Here is a 17,060-nt window from a genome sequence, read left to right as displayed (position 1 = left end):
GGATTTGCCTAGCCGACGTTCGGGAACGCAATATGTCGAAACCATCTCGATCGTTTCTTTCCCGTGCCGTTTTGCGCGGACTGATCGTCGCAGCGCCTGTTGCGGTGGCGGCCTGTGCTGGCGTTCCGATCGAGGACGCAGTTCCGGCCGGCGCGCTCGACAACGGCCCGACCGCCCCCATCGACGGTGTGTCGCCGCCGGCGTTGCGCAATACCGGCCGTTATCCGAATCTGAATGTGCCGCGCCAGGGCGCGGTCAACCAGCTCAGCCCCGGGGAGGCCAGCGCCAAGAAGGGCGAGGTGCGCCGCTCGGCCAGCGGTCAGGCCGAGGTCGCCCAGCAACCGGGTATCGCGCCGTCCGAACTGGAAAGGTTGCGCAAGCTCGGCGAGACGCACGGCGAGGAGACGCTCAAGAAGATCGAGGGCGAGTGACGCTATCGACCGACTGCCGGATTGGGTGTATACGCGCGCCCAGATCGCTCCATTCCCGTCGAGACCGTCATGGAAGAGTTTCACAAAACCCGCCGGCTGCCGCCTTACGTGTTCGAACAGGTTAACCGCCTGAAGGCCAGCGCGCGGTCCAGGGGCGCCGACATCGTCGATCTCGGCATGGGCAATCCCGATTTGCCGACCCCCAAGTCGATCGTCGACAAATTATGTGACGTGGTCCGCGATCCGCGTACCCACCGCTACTCCGCTTCGCGCGGCATCCCCGGATTGCGGCGTGCGCAGGCCGCCTATTACGCCCGTCGTTTCGGCGTCAAGCTCGATCCCGAAAGCCAGGTCGTCGCCACGCTCGGCTCCAAGGAGGGGTTCGCCAACATGGCCCAGGCGATCACCGCGCCGGGCGACGTGGTGTTGTGCCCCAACCCGACCTATCCAATCCATGCTTTTGGCTTCATCATGTCGGGCGGCGTCATCCGTTCGATCCCCGCCGAGCCGGATTCAGGTTTCATTCCGGCGCTGGAACGCGCGGTCAAGCATTCGATCCCGCGGCCGCTGGCGCTGATCCTCAACTATCCGTCCAATCCGACGGCCTATGTCGCCACGCTCGATTTCTACAAGGATGTGGTCGCGTTTGCCAAACGGCACGACCTCATCATCCTGTCCGATCTCGCCTATGCCGAGATCTATTTCGACGACAATCCGCCGCCCTCGGTGCTGCAGGTGCCGGGCGCCATCGACGTCACGGTCGAATTCACCTCGATGTCGAAGACCTTTTCCATGCCGGGCTGGCGCATGGGGTTCGCGGTCGGCAATGACCGGCTGATCGCCGCGCTGTCGCGGGTCAAATCCTATCTCGACTATGGCGCGTTCACGCCGATCCAGGTGGCGGCCGCCGCGGCGCTCAACAGCGACGGGTCGGATATCGAGGAGGTGCGCGAGACCTATCGCCGCCGTCGCGACGTGCTGGTCGAATCGTTCGACCGTGCCGGCTGGACCGTACCGGCGCCGGCGGCGACCATGTTCGCCTGGGCACCGATCCCCGAGCCGTTCCGTGAGGCCGGTTCTTTGGAGTTTTCCAAACTGCTGGTGGAAAAAGCTGACGTCGCGGTGGCGCCGGGCATCGGTTTCGGCGAACATGGCGACGATTTCGTGCGCATCGCCTTGGTCGAGAACGAACATCGCATCCGCCAGGCGGCGCGTTCCATCAAGCGTTTTCTTGCCGGCAGCGTCCGGCCGGACGGCGAGACCAATGTGGTCGCGCTCGGCGCGCGCCGCTGAACCAGCACATGATTTTTTGAACGAAAGGGGCTGACGGCCATGGGCGAAGCATTGCGTGTCGGAATTGCCGGTCTTGGCACGGTCGGCGCCTCCGTCGTGCGCGTGCTGACCGACAAGGCCGCCGAACTGACGCGCCAATGCGGGCGCGAGGTCGCCGTGGTTGCGGTGTCGGCGCGCGATCGCCACAAGGATCGCGGCATCGCGCTTGCCGATGCGGCATGGTTCGACGATCCGGTCGCGCTCGCCAAAAAGGCCGAGATCGACGTTTTCGTCGAACTGATCGGCGGCGAGACGGGCATCGCCAAGGACTGTGTCGAAGCCGCGCTTGCGGCCGGCCGCCATGTCGTGACCGCCAACAAGGCGCTGTTGGCGGCCAGCGGCGTCGGGTTGGCCGAAAAGGCGGAAAAACGCGGTGTCCTTCTCAATTACGAGGCGGCGGTGGCCGGCGGCATCCCGGTCATCAAGACCATGCGCGAGGCGATGGCCGGCAACACGATCAGCCGTGTCTTCGGCATCCTCAACGGCACCTGCAACTATATTTTGACGCGCATGGAAGAGGAGGGGCTGTCGTTCGCCGACTGCCTGGCCGACGCTCAGCGCCTCGGTTATGCGGAAGCCGATCCGACTTTCGACATCGAGGGCCACGACACGGCCCACAAGCTGTCGCTTTTGACCAGCCTTGCCTTCGGCACCCGCATTTCGGCCGGCGACATCTATATGGAAGGCATTTCCAACATCACCCAGGCCGATATCCGCGCGGCCGGTGAGTTGGGCTACCGGATCAAGCTGTTGGGCGTTGCCCAGCGCACCGAAAGCGGCATCGAGCAGCGCGTGCACCCGACCATGGTGCCGACGGCCTCGGTGATCGCCCAGGTCGACGGTGTCACCAACGCGGTGGCGATCGAGACCGACATTTTGGGCGAATTGCTTTTGTCGGGGCCGGGTGCCGGCGGCAACGCCACCGCGTCGGCCGTGGTCGGCGACATCGCCGACATCGCCAAGGCGAGCCCCGGCTTCCAGCACGGGCCGGTCTTCGGCCGGCCGGCGCGCGAACTCGCGCCCTATAAGCGCGCCCGCATGCGCGCCCATGCCGGCGGCTACTTCATCCGGTTGACGGTGATCGATCGCGCAGGCGCCTTCGCTGCGATCGCCAAGCGCATGGCCGCCAACGATATTTCGCTGGAATCGATCGTCCAGCACGCCAACGGCGAAAACGGCGCCGACCACAAGACGGTGATCCTGGTCACGCACGAGACCACCGAGGCTGCGGTGCGCAAGGCCGTCGAGGGCATCACCCGGGACGGCCATGTCGTCGACACGCCACAGGTGATCCGCATCGAGCGCGCCGAGTAGGCCGTGGCGGTGCTTTTTAATCGATTGTTATGATTGGCGATTAGGGGAAAGCCCTCAGCCGTCCCTTGCCGTCGCCGAGCCCGTTTGACAAAAGAGGCGACCGACTATCCGCCCCGGCTCGCCGGCGCCCCGTTTCAGGATACAAAAATGGCCAAACTCGCTTCCGACGGTCTCGATCGCATCCTTACCCTCGAGCTGGTCCGTGTGACCGAGCGCGCCGCCGTGGCGGCGGCCAGGCTGCGCGGGCGCGGCGACGAGAAGGCTGCCGACCAGGTGGCCGTGGATGCGATGCGCTCGGAACTCAACCGTCTGCCGATTACCGGTACCGTGGTGATCGGCGAAGGCGAGCGCGACGAGGCGCCGATGCTTTATATCGGCGAGGAAGTGGGCACCAAGGACGGGCCGGAGGTCGACATCGCGCTCGACCCGCTCGAAGGCACGACGATCTGCGCCAAGAACCTGCCGAACTCGCTCGCCGTCATCGCTATCGCCGAAAAGGGCAGCCTGCTTTACGCACCGGACGTCTACATGGACAAGATCGCGATCGGGCCCGGCTATCCGGCCGGCATCATCGACATCGACGCGCCGGCGGCCGAAAATCTCGACAGGCTCGCCAAGGCCAAGGGTGTGCCGGTCGGCGAGATCACCGCCTGCATCCTCGACCGTCCGCGCCATGCCCGGCTGATCGAGGAGGTGCGCGCCACCGGGGCCGCGATCCGCCTGATCGGCGACGGGGACGTGGCCGGCGTCATCCACACCACCGATCCCGACGAGACCGGCATCGACATCTATATCGGTATCGGCGGGGCGCCGGAGGGTGTGCTCGCGGCGGCGGCGTTGCGCTGCATCGGCGGCCAGATGCAGGGGCGCCTGCAGCTTAACACCGAGGACAAGATCGCGCGCGCCAGGAAAATGGGTATCGACGATCCCGACAAGATCTACCAGATGGACGAGATGGCGCGCGGCGACGTGTTGTTCGCGGCCACTGGCGTGACCGACGGTAATCTGTTGGCCGGCGTCAAGTTCGCCCGCGATTTCGTGCAGACCCACACGATCGTGATGCGCTCGTCCTCGCGCACCGTGCGCGAAATCAAGGCCAAGCACCAGGATCTGGACAAGTTTTGACGCCGCGCTCGGCCGCACGACGCGCCTGTCACGACCCCAAAACGGGACGATGGCATGAGTGAGGCGCGGCTGTTCCTCGACGTCAGGACCTCGGCGACCGGACAGGCCTGGATCCACCGCCTGTCGGCGCGTGGCGAGAACGACGCGCTCCAGATCGCCCAGACCCACGGCCTGCCCGACATCATCGCCCGCGTCCTGGCCGGGCGCGGCATCGATGCGGCAGGGACCGAACGGTTTCTCGACCCGACGATCCGCGATCTGCTGCCCGATCCGGCCTCGCTGACCGATATGGACAAGGCCGCGGCGCGGCTGGCCGCCGCCGTCCTGAAGCGCGAGCGCGTGGCGATCTTCGGCGATTACGACGTCGACGGTGCCGCTTCCTCGGCGCTGATGAAGCGCTTTCTGCGCCATTTCGGCATCGACGCGGAAATCTATATTCCCGACCGGATCTTCGAAGGGTACGGGCCCAATCCCGACGCCATGCGCGACCTCGTCGCGCGCGGCGCCACGCTGATCGTCACCGTCGATTGCGGCACCAACAGCGCGTCCTCGGTCACCGCCGCCAACGCCGCCGGCGCCGACGTCGTCGTGCTCGACCACCACCAGGTCGGCGGCGCGCTGCCCGACGCGCTCGCCGTCGTCAATCCCAATCGCGAGGACGATTTGTCGGGGCAGGGGCATCTATGCGCCGCCGGGGTCACTTTTCTAGCTCTGGTGCAGACCGTCAAGCACCTGCGCGCCAGCGGCAAATCCGGCGCCTTGCCCGACCTGTTGGAGTTGCTCGACCTGGTCGCGCTTGCGACCGTGTGCGATGTCGTGCCGCTCGTTGGCGTCAACCGCGCCTTCGTGGTCAAGGGACTGGTCGCGGCCCGGCACCAGAACAACCCCGGCCTGGCGGCGCTGCAGCGCGTGGCGCGTATCGGCGAGCCGACCAACACGTTTCATCTCGGCTTTCTGATCGGCCCGCGCATCAATGCCGGCGGGCGCATCGGCGACGCGGCGCTGGGCGCGCGGCTTTTGGCCGAGACCGACCCGGTCGCCGCGCGCGCGATCGCCGAGCAACTCGACCGGCTCAACCAGGAGCGTCAGGCGATGGAACGCACGATGCTGGAAGAGGCGCGCGCGGAGGCCGAGGCCGAACTCGCAAACGGGCGGGGCCCGGCGGTGTTCCTAACCCAGAGCACGACATGGCACCCGGGCATTGTGGGGCTGATCGCGTCGCGGCTGAAGGAGCAATTGCGCCGGCCGGTCTTCGCGGTCGCCTTCAACGCCAATGGCGAGGGCACGGGCTCGGGCCGCTCGATCGCCGGCTTCGATCTCGGGCGGCTGGTGCGCGAAGCTGCCGAACGCGGGTTGATCGTCAAGGGCGGCGGACACGCCATGGCTGCCGGCATCACGGTGGAACGCGCCAAACTGGGCGCCTTGCGGGCGTTTTTCGAGGGGCAGGCGGCCGAGGCCGTGTTTCGCCTGCGTGAGGAGCAGGCCTTGAAGATCGACGCAGCACTCGCCGCCGACGGCGCCACGCTCGAGCTTCTCGACCTGCTCGAACGCGCCGGGCCCTTTGGCACCGGCCATCCACAGCCCGTCTTTGTCCTGCCGCGACACCAGATATCGGACGTGCGCCCGGTCGGGCAGGGCCATTTGCGAATCGCGCTGCGCTCCGGCGCCGGCGGCCGACTGCAGGCGATGGCTTTTCGCAGCGCCGACACCGATCTCGGCCGTTTTCTCATGGCCAGTCGCGGCCGGCTGATCCATGCGGCGGGATCGCTGTCGGCCAATTACTGGAACGGCACCAAATCGGTGCAGTTCCGACTGAGCGACGCTGCGGCCGCCGATTGAGCGTCTGTCGGCAGCGGCCTGCCGGTCAGGCCAGCACGGTCTGCAGGCGCTTGAGTTCGTTGATGTTGGCAAGGGTGGCGTCGTAACCGAGGCGGATCGCCTCGTCGGCGCGGTGGAACTCGGTCAGCCCGATCTGACCGAGCTTGGGCTGCAAGGACAAATCGGGCGGATCGCCGGCCAGTCGCGCCCGCGAAATCCGATCCTGGATGATGTTGAAGGCTTCCACCATCACCCCGGTGATACCGAGACGGGTCTCGGCGTCGCGGGGGTTGTGGCCGGTGACGTCGGCGGCGCGTTTCGGCTTTTCGACCACCAGTTCGCCGGCGCTGTGCTTGATGACGGCGGCGCGGCCGAACAGGTCGTAGTGCAGATTGACCGCCACCACCAGCGGCTGCTCGTAGGCGCGGCATACCGAAACCGGCACCGGGTTGACCAGTGCGCCGTCGACCAGCACGCGATTGTTGGCGCTGACCGGCTCGAACACGCCCGGCAGCGCGTAGGAGGCGCGCATGGCGGTGATCAAATTGCCGCTCGACAGCCAGATTTCGTGGCCGGTGCGGATTTCGGCCGCGACGCAGACGAAGGGTTTTTCCAGATCCTCGAACGTAACCCCGCGCATATGCTGCTGCATGCGCGCCGTCAGCCGCATGCCGCCGAACAGGCCGCTGCCGCCCAGATGCAGGTCGAGCAGCCCGAAGATGCGGCGCTTGGTCAGGCTGCGGGCGAATTCTTCCAACTCGTCCAGCTTGCCGGCCAGATAGCAGCCGCCGACCAGGGCGCCGATCGAGGTGCCGGCGATCATGTTGATCCTGATGCCGGCCTCGTCGAGCGCACGCAGCACCCCGATATGGGCCCAGCCGCGCGCCGCGCCGCCGCCGAGCGCCAGTGCGATTCCGGTCTTGGGCTGGGGCAGTGGGCCGGGCGCATCGGTCTCCGGGGGCGGCGCGCGGTCGTCCCTGGTTTCCTGTTTCGTGCGAAGGGATGCCCATTCGAGCATCGTCATCTCCCTTGCGTCCCTGTCTCCACCTTACCCGCAATGGGTATCAAAACCATGAATCCGGCGTTCATGGTCCGTTTATGACCGGTTCGCGTCTTTGTAGACGGCGGCGGCATCGAATTTCGGCGCCGCGTCGTCCTTGGCAAGGCGCGCGGCACCGTCGGCTGCGACGACGGTCCGGTAGAAGCAGGAACGCCGTCCCGTGTGGCAGGTTGCGTCGTGACCGGCCACGCGCACGCGCAGCCAGACCGCGTCCTGGTCGCAATCGGTGCGCATTTCGATGACGTGCTGGAGATTGCCGGAGGTTTCGCCCTTTTTCCAAAGGCTGCCGCGCGAGCGCGACCAGTAATGCGCGATCCCGGTTTGCAGCGTCATGGCAAGCGCTTCGGCGTTCATATGCGCCAGCATCAGCACCATGCCGTCCTCGGCATCGGTGACCACGGCCGTCACCAGCCCGCTGGCGTCGAAACGCGGCGTGAAGGCCGCGCCTTCCTCCAGTTCGCTCTTGGAAGTCGGCGGGGCGGGAAAATCGGATCGGGTCATGCCGGGTCCTGTGTTGAGCCATGCGTCTTTGACATAAAGCCGCTCGCGCCGTGCGATACCGGCGGGCGGCCGGGCCCGTCTCGCGACGAAGGACTGCGGACCGCCGGCGGCCGGCGCAAGGTCAGGCTTTCGCGCCGGCCCGCAACAGGGTGAAGAAACGCGCCTGTTCTTCGGGCCCGTCCTTGAAGACGCCGGTGAAGGTGGAGGTCAGCGTGGTTGCGCCCTGCTTGCGGATGCCGCGCATGGCCATGCACATATGCTCGGCCTCCACGATGACGGCGACGCCGCGCGGATTGAGCACGTCCTGGATGGTGGAGGCGATCTGCGCCGTCATCGCCTCCTGCGTCTGCAGGCGCTGGGCGAAGATGTCGACCACGCGGGCGAGCTTGGACAGGCCGACGACCCGGCCGTCCGGCAGATAGCCGATATGCGCCTTGCCGATGATCGGCACCATGTGGTGCTCGCAATGGGAATGGAAATAGATGTCGCGCTCGATGACCATATCGTCGAACCCGGCGACTTCCTCGAAGGTGCGGCCGAGCTCGTCGGCCGGATCGCGCTCGTAGCCGGAAAACATTTCGCGATAGGCTTTTGCGACGCGCTGGGGCGTGTCGAGCAGGCCCTCGCGGCCCGGATCTTCGCCGATCCAGCGCAACAGCGTGCGCACGGCCTCTTCGGCCTCGGTCTGGCTGGGCCTGTCGGCCTGGGTAACGACAGCGGTGGATGTAGCGAATGGTTTCACGATTGCGTCCATGAAAAGCGTCTCCCGTAGTTCCCCTCTACGGGGGAACGAGTTGAACGGACCACGGCCTTTTCAGGGATTGCGGGAACGAAATTCCGAAACTGCCCGAAAATGGCGTCGTGTTTTCCGTTGCGCCAAAACCGTACGTCTTGCTGCAACGGCAACCCAGGCATTATATATGAGCGGATACAACAATTGAAAGGCGGCAGACGGAAACGGATTGTCGCAATTTCAACGGGCGTGCGAAAATCATGATCAACGACGTCTACAACGCGAAAATTCTCGGGTTCGCCGGCAATATTCCGCGCATCGGGCGGCTTGACGATGCCGACGCCAGCGCCAAGGCGCATTCCAAGCTGTGTGGCTCCACCGTTGTCGTGGACCTGAAGATGAAGGACGGCGTCGTCACCGACTTCGCCCACGAGGTCAAGGCGTGTGCGCTCGGCCAGGCCTCGTCGTCGATCATGGCCAGCCATGTCGTCGGCGCCTCGGCGGAGGAGTTGCGGGCCGTGCGCGAAACCATGCGCACAATGCTGAAGGAAGACGGCGCACCGCCGCAGGGCCGGTTCGAGGACCTGAAATATCTGGAGCCGGTGCGCGACTACAAGGCCCGCCACGCCTCCACGCTCTTGACCTTCGATGCGGTTGTCGACGCGATCGGCCAGATCGAGAAAAAGCAGGCCGGGCAGGCGGCCTGACCGGCGTGGATCCGACCGGCCCTTGGCAACGCCGCATCCGCGGCCGGCATCGCTGCGCTAATTCAATGAGCCGGACATGACCGCTCGCTCGCGCAATTTTTCCGGAGATTGGCCGAAGACGCCAGGACGGCTGTTCGGGACAGGCTTCGTGCGGCTCTACCAGCTCACCCTGTCGGGTTTCATCGGCAATTCGTGCCGGCATTTTCCGACCTGTTCGGAATATGCCTATGAGGCGATCGCCCGCCACGGGCTGTGGTCGGGCGGCTGGATGGCTCTGTTTCGAGTCGCGCGCTGCGGCCCGGGCGGCACGCACGGCATCGACAACGTGCCCGAGGCGCTCGACGCCCGGCTGCGCTGGTATATGCCGTGGCGCTATTGGCGTGTGGGGCGGCGCTCGCATGCCGCGTGAGAGCAAAGGCGGTGCGCGACGCCTGTCCGGCGTCGCCGCACGGGGGGCGGTCGGCCCACAGATTGGGGCATAACCGCACATAAGGCGATATCCAGCGCTTGTTCCCGGGCGCGGGCACTGGCAGTTTGCGAATCGCATCGTTCCGAATACGCAGAGGGAGGCCGCACATGGCTCACAAGTTCGAGATCTATAAGGACAAGAAGGGCGAGTTCCGGGTCCGTTTCAAATATAACAGCGAGATCATGTTCTCGACCGAAGGCTACACCTCGAAGTCGAGCGCCCAGAACGCGATCGATTCCATCAAGAAGAACGGACCGGACGCGCCGGTCGAAGACAACAGCTGACGGAGCGGCGGGCGCGTCCAGCTCCGCCTAAGCCTCGCAAATCCAGTCCGCGCCCGGCGTCTCCGCCTCGCGCGGGCTTTACGTGCGCGGGTACGGTGCCTATGTAGCGTGCCGACCGGCGTGCGCGTGTTGCCGTGCGCGCCTGCCAATCAAGACGATACCACCCGCGTTCGTGTGCGGGACTGGATAGGAGAAGACGATGTCGCAGATTTCCCTAAAATTTCCCGATGGATCGGTGCGCGAGCATGACGCGGCGACGACCGGCGCGCAGCTTGCCGAATCGATTTCGAAATCGCTGGCCAAGAAGGCGGTCGCCTATGCGCTCGACGGCACGGTGCGCGACCTCGCCGATCCGGTCGGCGCCTCCGGCGCGGTCGAGATCATCACCCGCGACGATCCGCGCGCGCTCGAACTGATCCGCCACGACGCCGCCCATGTGCTGGCCGAGGCGGTGCAGGAATTGTGGCCCGGGACCCAGGTCACCATCGGGCCGGTGATCGAAAACGGGTTCTATTACGATTTCGCGCGCAACGAGCCGTTCACGCCGGAGGATTTTCCCGCCATCGAGAAAAAGATGCGCGAGATCATCGGCCGCAACATGCCGTTCACCAAGCAGGTCTGGGATCGCGACAAGGCCAGGCAGGTGTTTCGCGACAAGGGCGAGACCTACAAGGTCGAGTTGATCGATGCGATCCCGGAAGACCAGGACCTGAAGATCTATTTCCAGGGCGACTGGTTCGACCTGTGCCGGGGCCCGCATATGGCCTCGACCGGGCAGATCGGCAACGCCTTCAAGCTGATGAAGGTGGCGGGCGCCTATTGGCGCGGCGATGCCAACAATCCCATGCTGACGCGCATCTACGGCACGGCCTGGGCCGATCAGAAACAGCTCGACGCCTATATGCACATGCTCGCGGAAGCCGAGAAACGCGACCACCGACGCCTCGGCCGCGAAATGGACCTGTTCCATTTCCAGGAAGAGGGACCGGGCGTCGTCTTCTGGCATTCCAAGGGCTGGCGGATGTTCCAGAACCTGGTCGCCTATATGCGCCGGCGCCTCGACCAGGAAGGCTACGAGGAGGTTAACGCCCCGCAGGTGCTCGACAAGGGCCTGTGGGAGACGTCCGGCCACTGGGGCTGGTATCGCGAGAACATGTTCAAGGTGCAGGTCGCCGGCGATGACGCCGAGGACGATCGGGTGTTCGCGTTGAAGCCGATGAACTGCCCCGGCCACGTGCAGATCTTCAAGCACGGCCTGAAATCCTATCGCGACCTGCCGATCCGGCTGGCCGAGTTCGGCAATGTCCACCGCTACGAGCCGTCCGGGGCCCTGCACGGTCTGATGCGCGTGCGCGGCTTCACCCAGGACGACGCGCATATCTTCTGCACCGAGGACCAGCTCGCGGCCGAATGTCTGAAGATCAACGACCTGATCCTGTCGACCTATGCCGATTTCGGCTTCGAGGAGATCACGGTGTTTTTCTCCACCCGGCCGGAAAAGCGCGTCGGTTCCGATGCGCTCTGGGACCATGCCGAGGAGATCATGGGCCGTGTGCTGACCCAGATCCAGCAGTCGGACGACCGCATCAAGACCGCGATCAATCCCGGCGACGGCGCGTTTTACGGTCCGAAATTCGACTATGTGCTGAAGGACGCGATCGGCCGCGAATGGCAGTGCGGCACCACCCAGGTCGACTTCAACCTGCCGGAGCGGTTCGGCGCCTTCTATATCGGCGCGGATTCGGAAAAGAAGCAGCCGGTGATGGTGCATCGTGCCATCTGCGGGTCGATGGAGCGGTTCCTGGGCATTCTGATCGAAAACTATGCCGGCCACTTTCCGCTCTGGTTCGCACCGCTGCAGGTCGTGGTCGCCACCATCACCTCGGACGCCGACGAGTACGCCCAGGATGTGGCGCGCACGCTGAAGGATCGGGGACTGATCGTGGAAACCGATCTGCGCAACGAAAAGATCAATTACAAGGTGCGCGAACATTCCCTGACCAAGGTGCCGGTGCTTTTGGTATGCGGCCGGCGCGAGGCGGAAGAAGGCACGGTCAATCTGCGCCGGCTCGGGTCGCGCGATCAGCAGTCGCTGGCGCTCGCCGACGCGGTTGCCATGCTTGCCGAGGAGGCGACGCCGCCCGATTTGCGCCGCCGGCGCGCCAAGGCGGCCTGAGCGGCCTGTCGACTGAGAGGAAGCGCGCGGCGATGGTGCCGCGCGGCTCAGGCTGAGGCGGGCGTTTTGCCGTTGTCCAATTCGGGGTTGGCGTGCCGCGGCGGTCTATTGTCGGCGTCCGCCAGCAGCCAGGCGATCACCCGTGGCCACAAGGAAGCGTTTTTCTGGCGGAAAAAACCGAGATGGCCGAGCCGGGCCGCTCCCGCATCGGCAGGGTGAACGTCGAGCGCCGTCCAGCGGGCGGCGGAAAATTCTCCGATCAGCGCGGCGGTGGCGCGTTCGGTCGACCAGCGGTCGTCGCTGGCGCGCACCGACAGCAGCGGATACCCAATCGATTTGAAGCCGGCATGGGCGGCGAGCCTCGGATCGTCGAACAGGAAGCCGGGCCGGCGGCACCAGCGCGCCCAGTCGCGAAAGACCGGGCCCGGCAGCGTTTCACCGATTCCCAGCCAGGCCGGCGCGACGCCGAGCAGCCGGCTTATCGGCACGCCGATCAGGTTCATCGCCAGCAACAGTCTCAGCCTCTCGTCGGTGAGGCCGAGATAACCGCTCGCCGAGGCGACCATGGCGTAGCGCGAAAATTCCGTCCGAAGCCGGCACAGGCCCAGCATCGTGCCGCCGATCGACTGGCCGATGCCGACCAGCGGGCGGCCGGGGAAAAGACGTTTGAGGAGCAGGGCGGCACCGACCATGTCGTTGACGCCCCAGTCGGCCATCGCGACGCTGCCGCGCCAGTCGTCCGGCAGGCGCGAGCCGCCGACGCCGCGATAGTCGTAGGTCAGCACCGCGGCCGCTCCGGCTGCGATGGCGGCCTCGGCAAAATGGCCGTAATGCTGCCGGCGGACCGCTGCCGCACTCGACACAAGAACGGCGGGGCCGGTCTTGGCGCTGTTTGTGTATAGCGTGCCGCGCAGGGGAAATCCGTCCTCGGCCTGGAAAAGCACGGTGGCGACGTCTACCCCGCCGTCCGGAGCGGGACGGGACGGGAGGAGAGGCGCCGGGTCGCGCGGAAGCGCCTTGGGAAATGCCGCGATCATAGCCTTCGGTAAGCGGCGCCGGTTGCCCTGTCGGTAGGCTATTTCACATAAAGGCCATACAAATCGGTCGCGTGGCGCGTTTCTCGCTGCCGGGCTTGCGGCGCCGGTGCGCAGCGCCTATCCCCGAACCATGACGCGGAAGAGTTTGTCGAGCGATGACGGGAGGGCGCGCGACGGCGCGCTGATTGCCTATTTCGGCTACGGATCGCTGGTCAACCGTGCCACCCACCGCACGGCGATCGTCGACGCGATGCCGGCGCGGCTTGCGGGATGGCGTCGGTTCTGGCGCGCACGGCCGGATATGCCGGGCTTTCCCGCCGCGCTGTTGACGGTGCGGCCGCAGGCGGACGCAGCCTGCGACGGGCTGCTCGTCGTCGACAGGGCCGAAAACCTCGCCGCCGTCGACGCGCGCGAGGCGCGCTATCGCCGTGTGCCGTTGTCGCCCGCCGCGCTCGACCTGGCCGGCGTCCTGCCGCGCGATTGCCCGGTCTATGTTTACGAGGCCGTGCCCGACCTGCCGCTTCATCCCGAGCCGCCGAAAATCTTGCGCTCCTATCTCGACGCCGTCATGCAGGGATTTTTGGTCGAGCATGGTGAGGACGGCCTTCGGCGTCTGGTCGCGGAAACGGAGGGGTTCGATACGCCGATCCACGAGGATCGCCATGCGCCGGTCTATCCGCGCGCCGTCGCCTTGAGCGCGGCCGAAGAGGATTTGTTCGACCGTCTCAAGGCCCGGCGATAATAGGCGCCGGCCCGTTCGGCCGCGGTCCAAACCGGAGCGGATGGGGTGGAAGAGCCCGAAACCTTCCGGTATAGGGCTGCATCTCCTAGAATGGAGCCTACGGACCATGGGTCCGCCGTGACGATTGGGTGCTGCAATGACGAACAAATGGTCGCCGAACTCCTGGCGCGAAAAACCGATCAGCCAGGTTCCGGCCTATCCGGATGCCGCCAGCCTGGCCGAAACCGAGCAGCAATTGTCGACTTATCCGCCGCTGGTTTTTGCAGGCGAGGCGCGCAAGCTGAAAAAACAGCTCGCCGCGGTGGCCGACGGCCAGGCTTTTCTGCTCCAGGGCGGGGATTGCGCGGAGAGTTTCGCCGAGCACGGCGCCGACAATATTCGCGACTTTTTCCGCGTCTTCCTGCAGATGGCGGTGGTGCTGACCTTTGCCGGCTCGCAACCGGTGGTCAAGGTCGGGCGGATCGCCGGCCAGTTCGCCAAGCCGCGCTCGTCCGACAACGAGACCAAGGGGGATGTGACGCTGCCGAGCTATCGCGGCGACATCATCAACGGCATCGAGTTCGACGAAAAGTCGCGTGTGCCCGATCCGGCGCGCCAGAAAATGGCCTACCGCCAGTCGGCGGCGACGCTCAACCTGCTGCGCGCCTTCGCCCAGGGCGGTTTCGCCAGCCTGGAAAACACCCACAAATGGATGCTCGGCTTCGTGTCCGACAGCCCGCAGGGGGAACGCTACCAGGCGCTCGCCGACAGGATTACCGAGACGGTCGACTTCATGCGCGCCGTCGGCATCACGTCGGAAACCAATTTCGCCTTGCGCGAGACGGATTTTTTCACCAGCCACGAAGCCCTGCTTCTGGGCTACGAGGAGGCGCTGACCCGCGTCGATTCCACCTCGGGCGATTGGTACGCGACCTCCGGCCACATGATCTGGATCGGCGATCGGACCCGTCAGCCCGATCACGCCCATGTGGAGTATTGCCGGGGCATCAAGAACCCGCTTGGCCTGAAATGCGGCCCGTCGATGACGCCGGATGGGCTGATCGAGCTGATCGACCTGCTCAATCCGAACAACGAGCCCGGCCGGCTGACGCTGATTTCGCGCTTCGGCGCCGAGAAGGTGGGCGATCATCTGCCCAAGCTGATCCGGGCGGTGGAGAAGGAAGGCCGCAAGGTGGTGTGGTCGTGCGATCCGATGCACGGCAACACGATCACCCTGAACAGCTACAAGACCAGGCCGTTCGACCGGGTGCTGAAGGAAGTGGAGGCTTTCTTCGAGGTCCACCGCGCCGAAGGCACTCATCCCGGCGGCATCCATGTCGAGATGACGGGCAAGAACGTGACCGAATGCACCGGCGGCGCGCGGGCGATCTCGGCGGAGGACCTGCACGACCGTTACCACACCCATTGCGACCCGCGGCTCAACGCCGATCAGGCGATCGAGCTCGCTTTCCTGGTCTCCGAACTGTTGAAAAAGGGCCGCGGCGGACTGTCTGACCGCCAGGTGGTCAACCTTTGACGCGTTTGACGCGGGCGGGAACCGTGTCCCGGCCGCGTCTTGGTTGAAACGGGCGTCCGGGCGCGCGGGATAGATCGACGGTAGCGATCCGGGTTTATCGAGGCACGGGACGGTTTGGTGGAGCGCAGCGCGACAGGCGGGCCGGCGCAAATCCGGGCGGAGCCCCTCGCAAGCCGATGGGCCGGCCGGGCATGGGGATGGGCGCTGGCGCATCCCTATCTGGCGATCAGCGCGCTCGTTCTGCTCCAGACGGTGCCTGCGCTTTGGGCACGCGAGCTGTGGTGGCTGGACGAGCTGCGCCACGCGGCTGTGTTGAGCGAATTGCTCGATCACGGCCATTGGCTGGCGCTGTTTCTCAACGGCGAATTTTATCCGGACAAGCCGGCCGGCTATTTCTGGCTGCTGGCTGCGCTGAGCCTGGGTGCCGGCACCCAGGCGCCGTGGATCCATTTTCTCGCCGTTGCGATCGGCGCGGTGATGATGGCCAACGCCACGGTCTGGCTGGCGCGGATCGTGGCGCCCGATGATCGCAGGCTGGCGCTCGTCGCCGGGATCGTGCTTGTGACCGGACTGTTCTTCGTCGAGCGCATGCACTACCCGCGCATGGACCCGCATTTCGGCGCGTTCATCGCCTGGAGCCTAGGTGCGTTTTTTATCGCGCTGTCGTGCCCGCTGGCTATTGGCTGGACGGTGGCGGCGTTCGTCTTTGCGGCCTGTGCGGTGCTGGTCAAAGGGCCGGTCGGCTTCGTGTTTCCGCTTTTGACGGCGCTCGCCTGGCTCGTGTGGCGGGGGCGACCGTCGCGCCTGTTCCGTGTCGATGTCGCATGCGGCCTCGCCGTTTTCGCTGCCATACTGGGGCTCTACGGCTTCGGGCTTTATCGCGCGCAGGGGGCTGCCTATCTGCAGGCGCTGGCCGGCGATGTCGGCACGCGGACGATGGCCGACGCCTTCAGGCTCTATTTCCACCTGCCGCATTACGTGTTTATGCTCGCCTATCGCTGGTTGCCGTGGACCCTGCTGCTGCTCGTGCTGCCGTGGACGGGGCTGCTGTCGGCCTTGCGGCCCGCCCGCCTCGGCGCCGCCCGCACGGCCGGCGACGGCGGCTATGCCTTTCTGGTGTTGTCGGTCGTCGCCCCGCTGCTCGTCCTCACCTTCCTGCGTTACGTGAGCATGAATTTCCTGCTCTGCTTTTATCCTGCGCTCGCGGTGCTGACCGGCCGCGTGGTGCTCGATCTGGGCCCGCGGCGGGCGGCGTGGTTCCGCTCGACCGTCGCCGGCCTGTTTGTGCTCGGCGTACCGGTGATGATCGTGATCGCCTGGCGCAACTATTACGACTTCTTCATCGTCGGCAATCTGGTCGCGGCCCTTGTTTTGGCGCCGTTCGCGTTCGGCCTGTGGCGGTGGCGCATGGCCGATTGGGATCGATGGCTGCCGATGTTGGCACTGACGGTGGCGACGGTGTCGCTGCCGCATTTCCTGCTCACCCTGCCGGCCCTCGACATCCGCAAGAGCACGCGCCCGGCCTGCGAGGCCGCCAGGCCCTATCTGGAGGCGGGGTGGAGCCCGCTTGTGCTGCGGCCGGGGCGCTGGAGCGGCGTGTTCCAGTATTATTGCGGACGCCGCATTCCCGAGATCGTCGGCTGGGACGCGCTCTTGGACGAGATCGCCGGCCGCGACAAGGTGGTGGTGCTGATGCAGGAGGGGGCTTGGGCGCAGCTCGAGCCCAATCCGGGCGGTTTTCGCCTCATCGGCCCGCCGGGAGCGCGCTTCGTTGCCGTCGCCTGCGAGGGCTGCCGGCGCTGATCGGCATAAGCC

The 17,060-nt window shown here is 65.9% G+C and carries 16 protein-coding genes; 12 read left to right on the top strand and 4 right to left on the bottom strand.

Annotation, left to right across the window (positions count from 1 at the left end; all coding sequences use genetic code 11):
• The first annotated feature begins 32 nt into the window (after window positions 1-32).
• The 5 genes from EP380_RS11685 (at window position 33) to recJ (ending at window position 6,041) form a co-directional block, all read left to right on the top strand.
• Window positions 33-431 (top strand): hypothetical protein, encoded by a 399-nt coding sequence (locus EP380_RS11685; protein ID WP_127598761.1) that lies wholly within the window; start codon window positions 33-35, stop codon window positions 429-431.
• A gap of 69 nt (window positions 432-500) precedes the next feature.
• Window positions 501-1,724, top strand: coding sequence for an LL-diaminopimelate aminotransferase (locus EP380_RS11680; RefSeq protein ID WP_106569231.1), 1,224 nt, complete (start codon window positions 501-503; stop codon window positions 1,722-1,724).
• Between the two features lie 39 nt (window positions 1,725-1,763).
• Window positions 1,764-3,077: a homoserine dehydrogenase gene (locus EP380_RS11675; RefSeq protein ID WP_106569232.1), complete on the top strand. Its 1,314-nt coding sequence runs from the start codon at window positions 1,764-1,766 to the stop codon at window positions 3,075-3,077.
• A 147-nt stretch (window positions 3,078-3,224) separates the two neighbouring features.
• Window positions 3,225-4,202, top strand: coding sequence for a class II fructose-bisphosphatase (gene glpX / locus EP380_RS11670; protein WP_106569921.1), 978 nt, complete (start codon window positions 3,225-3,227; stop codon window positions 4,200-4,202).
• A 54-nt stretch (window positions 4,203-4,256) separates the two neighbouring features.
• On the top strand, window positions 4,257-6,041 hold the full coding sequence (gene recJ / locus EP380_RS11665; RefSeq protein WP_127598760.1) for a single-stranded-DNA-specific exonuclease RecJ: 1,785 nt from the start codon (window positions 4,257-4,259) through the stop codon (window positions 6,039-6,041).
• Window positions 6,042-6,066: 25 nt separating this feature from the next.
• On the opposite strand, the gene EP380_RS11660 is transcribed toward recJ, so the two are convergent.
• The 3 genes from EP380_RS11660 to folE form a co-directional block, all read right to left on the bottom strand.
• Window positions 6,067-7,038, bottom strand: a complete 972-nt coding sequence (locus EP380_RS11660; RefSeq protein WP_106569922.1) for a patatin family protein — start codon at window positions 7,036-7,038, stop codon at window positions 6,067-6,069.
• A gap of 78 nt (window positions 7,039-7,116) precedes the next feature.
• Complete coding sequence (gene hisI / locus EP380_RS11655; protein WP_106569234.1) at window positions 7,117-7,581, bottom strand: phosphoribosyl-AMP cyclohydrolase; 465 nt, start codon at window positions 7,579-7,581, stop codon at window positions 7,117-7,119.
• Window positions 7,582-7,702: 121 nt separating this feature from the next.
• Entirely contained in the window at window positions 7,703-8,335 is a 633-nt protein-coding gene (folE, locus tag EP380_RS11650; protein ID WP_106569235.1) for a GTP cyclohydrolase I FolE, read from the bottom strand.
• Window positions 8,336-8,574: 239 nt separating this feature from the next.
• On the opposite strand from folE, the gene EP380_RS11645 reads away from it, so the two are divergent.
• The 4 genes from EP380_RS11645 (at window position 8,575) to thrS (ending at window position 11,950) form a co-directional block, all read left to right on the top strand.
• On the top strand, window positions 8,575-9,021 hold the full coding sequence (locus EP380_RS11645; protein ID WP_106569236.1) for an iron-sulfur cluster assembly scaffold protein: 447 nt from the start codon (window positions 8,575-8,577) through the stop codon (window positions 9,019-9,021).
• Between the two features lie 76 nt (window positions 9,022-9,097).
• Window positions 9,098-9,430, top strand: a complete 333-nt coding sequence (gene yidD, locus EP380_RS11640) for a membrane protein insertion efficiency factor YidD (RefSeq protein WP_106569237.1) — start codon at window positions 9,098-9,100, stop codon at window positions 9,428-9,430.
• Window positions 9,431-9,597: 167 nt separating this feature from the next.
• The gene (locus EP380_RS11635; RefSeq protein WP_106569238.1) at window positions 9,598-9,774 is read left to right on the top strand and encodes a YegP family protein; all 177 of its coding nucleotides are present in this window, start codon (window positions 9,598-9,600) and stop codon (window positions 9,772-9,774) included.
• Window positions 9,775-9,973: 199 nt separating this feature from the next.
• Window positions 9,974-11,950: a threonine--tRNA ligase gene (gene thrS / locus EP380_RS11630; protein ID WP_127598759.1), complete on the top strand. Its 1,977-nt coding sequence runs from the start codon at window positions 9,974-9,976 to the stop codon at window positions 11,948-11,950.
• 47 nt (window positions 11,951-11,997) lie between these two features.
• On the opposite strand, the gene EP380_RS11625 is transcribed toward thrS, so the two are convergent.
• The gene (locus EP380_RS11625; RefSeq protein ID WP_127598758.1) at window positions 11,998-12,987 is read right to left on the bottom strand and encodes an alpha/beta hydrolase family protein; all 990 of its coding nucleotides are present in this window, start codon (window positions 12,985-12,987) and stop codon (window positions 11,998-12,000) included.
• Window positions 12,988-13,117: 130 nt separating this feature from the next.
• Between EP380_RS11625 and EP380_RS11620 the strand changes: the two genes are divergently transcribed.
• From EP380_RS11620 to EP380_RS11610, 3 genes are all read left to right on the top strand, one after another.
• Window positions 13,118-13,729, top strand: a complete 612-nt coding sequence (locus EP380_RS11620; RefSeq protein WP_238719830.1) for a gamma-glutamylcyclotransferase family protein — start codon at window positions 13,118-13,120, stop codon at window positions 13,727-13,729.
• 136 nt (window positions 13,730-13,865) lie between these two features.
• Window positions 13,866-15,245, top strand: coding sequence for a class II 3-deoxy-7-phosphoheptulonate synthase (locus tag EP380_RS11615; RefSeq protein WP_127598757.1), 1,380 nt, complete (start codon window positions 13,866-13,868; stop codon window positions 15,243-15,245).
• Window positions 15,246-15,362: 117 nt separating this feature from the next.
• The gene (locus EP380_RS11610; RefSeq protein WP_164749835.1) at window positions 15,363-17,048 is read left to right on the top strand and encodes an ArnT family glycosyltransferase; all 1,686 of its coding nucleotides are present in this window, start codon (window positions 15,363-15,365) and stop codon (window positions 17,046-17,048) included.
• The last annotated feature ends 12 nt before the right edge of the window (window positions 17,049-17,060 follow it).

The sequence above is a fragment of the Nitratireductor alexandrii genome, from assembly GCF_004000215.1.
Lineage (GTDB): Bacteria > Pseudomonadota > Alphaproteobacteria > Rhizobiales > Rhizobiaceae > Mangrovimarina > Mangrovimarina alexandrii.
This window is presented reverse-complemented; position numbering and strand designations above follow the sequence as displayed.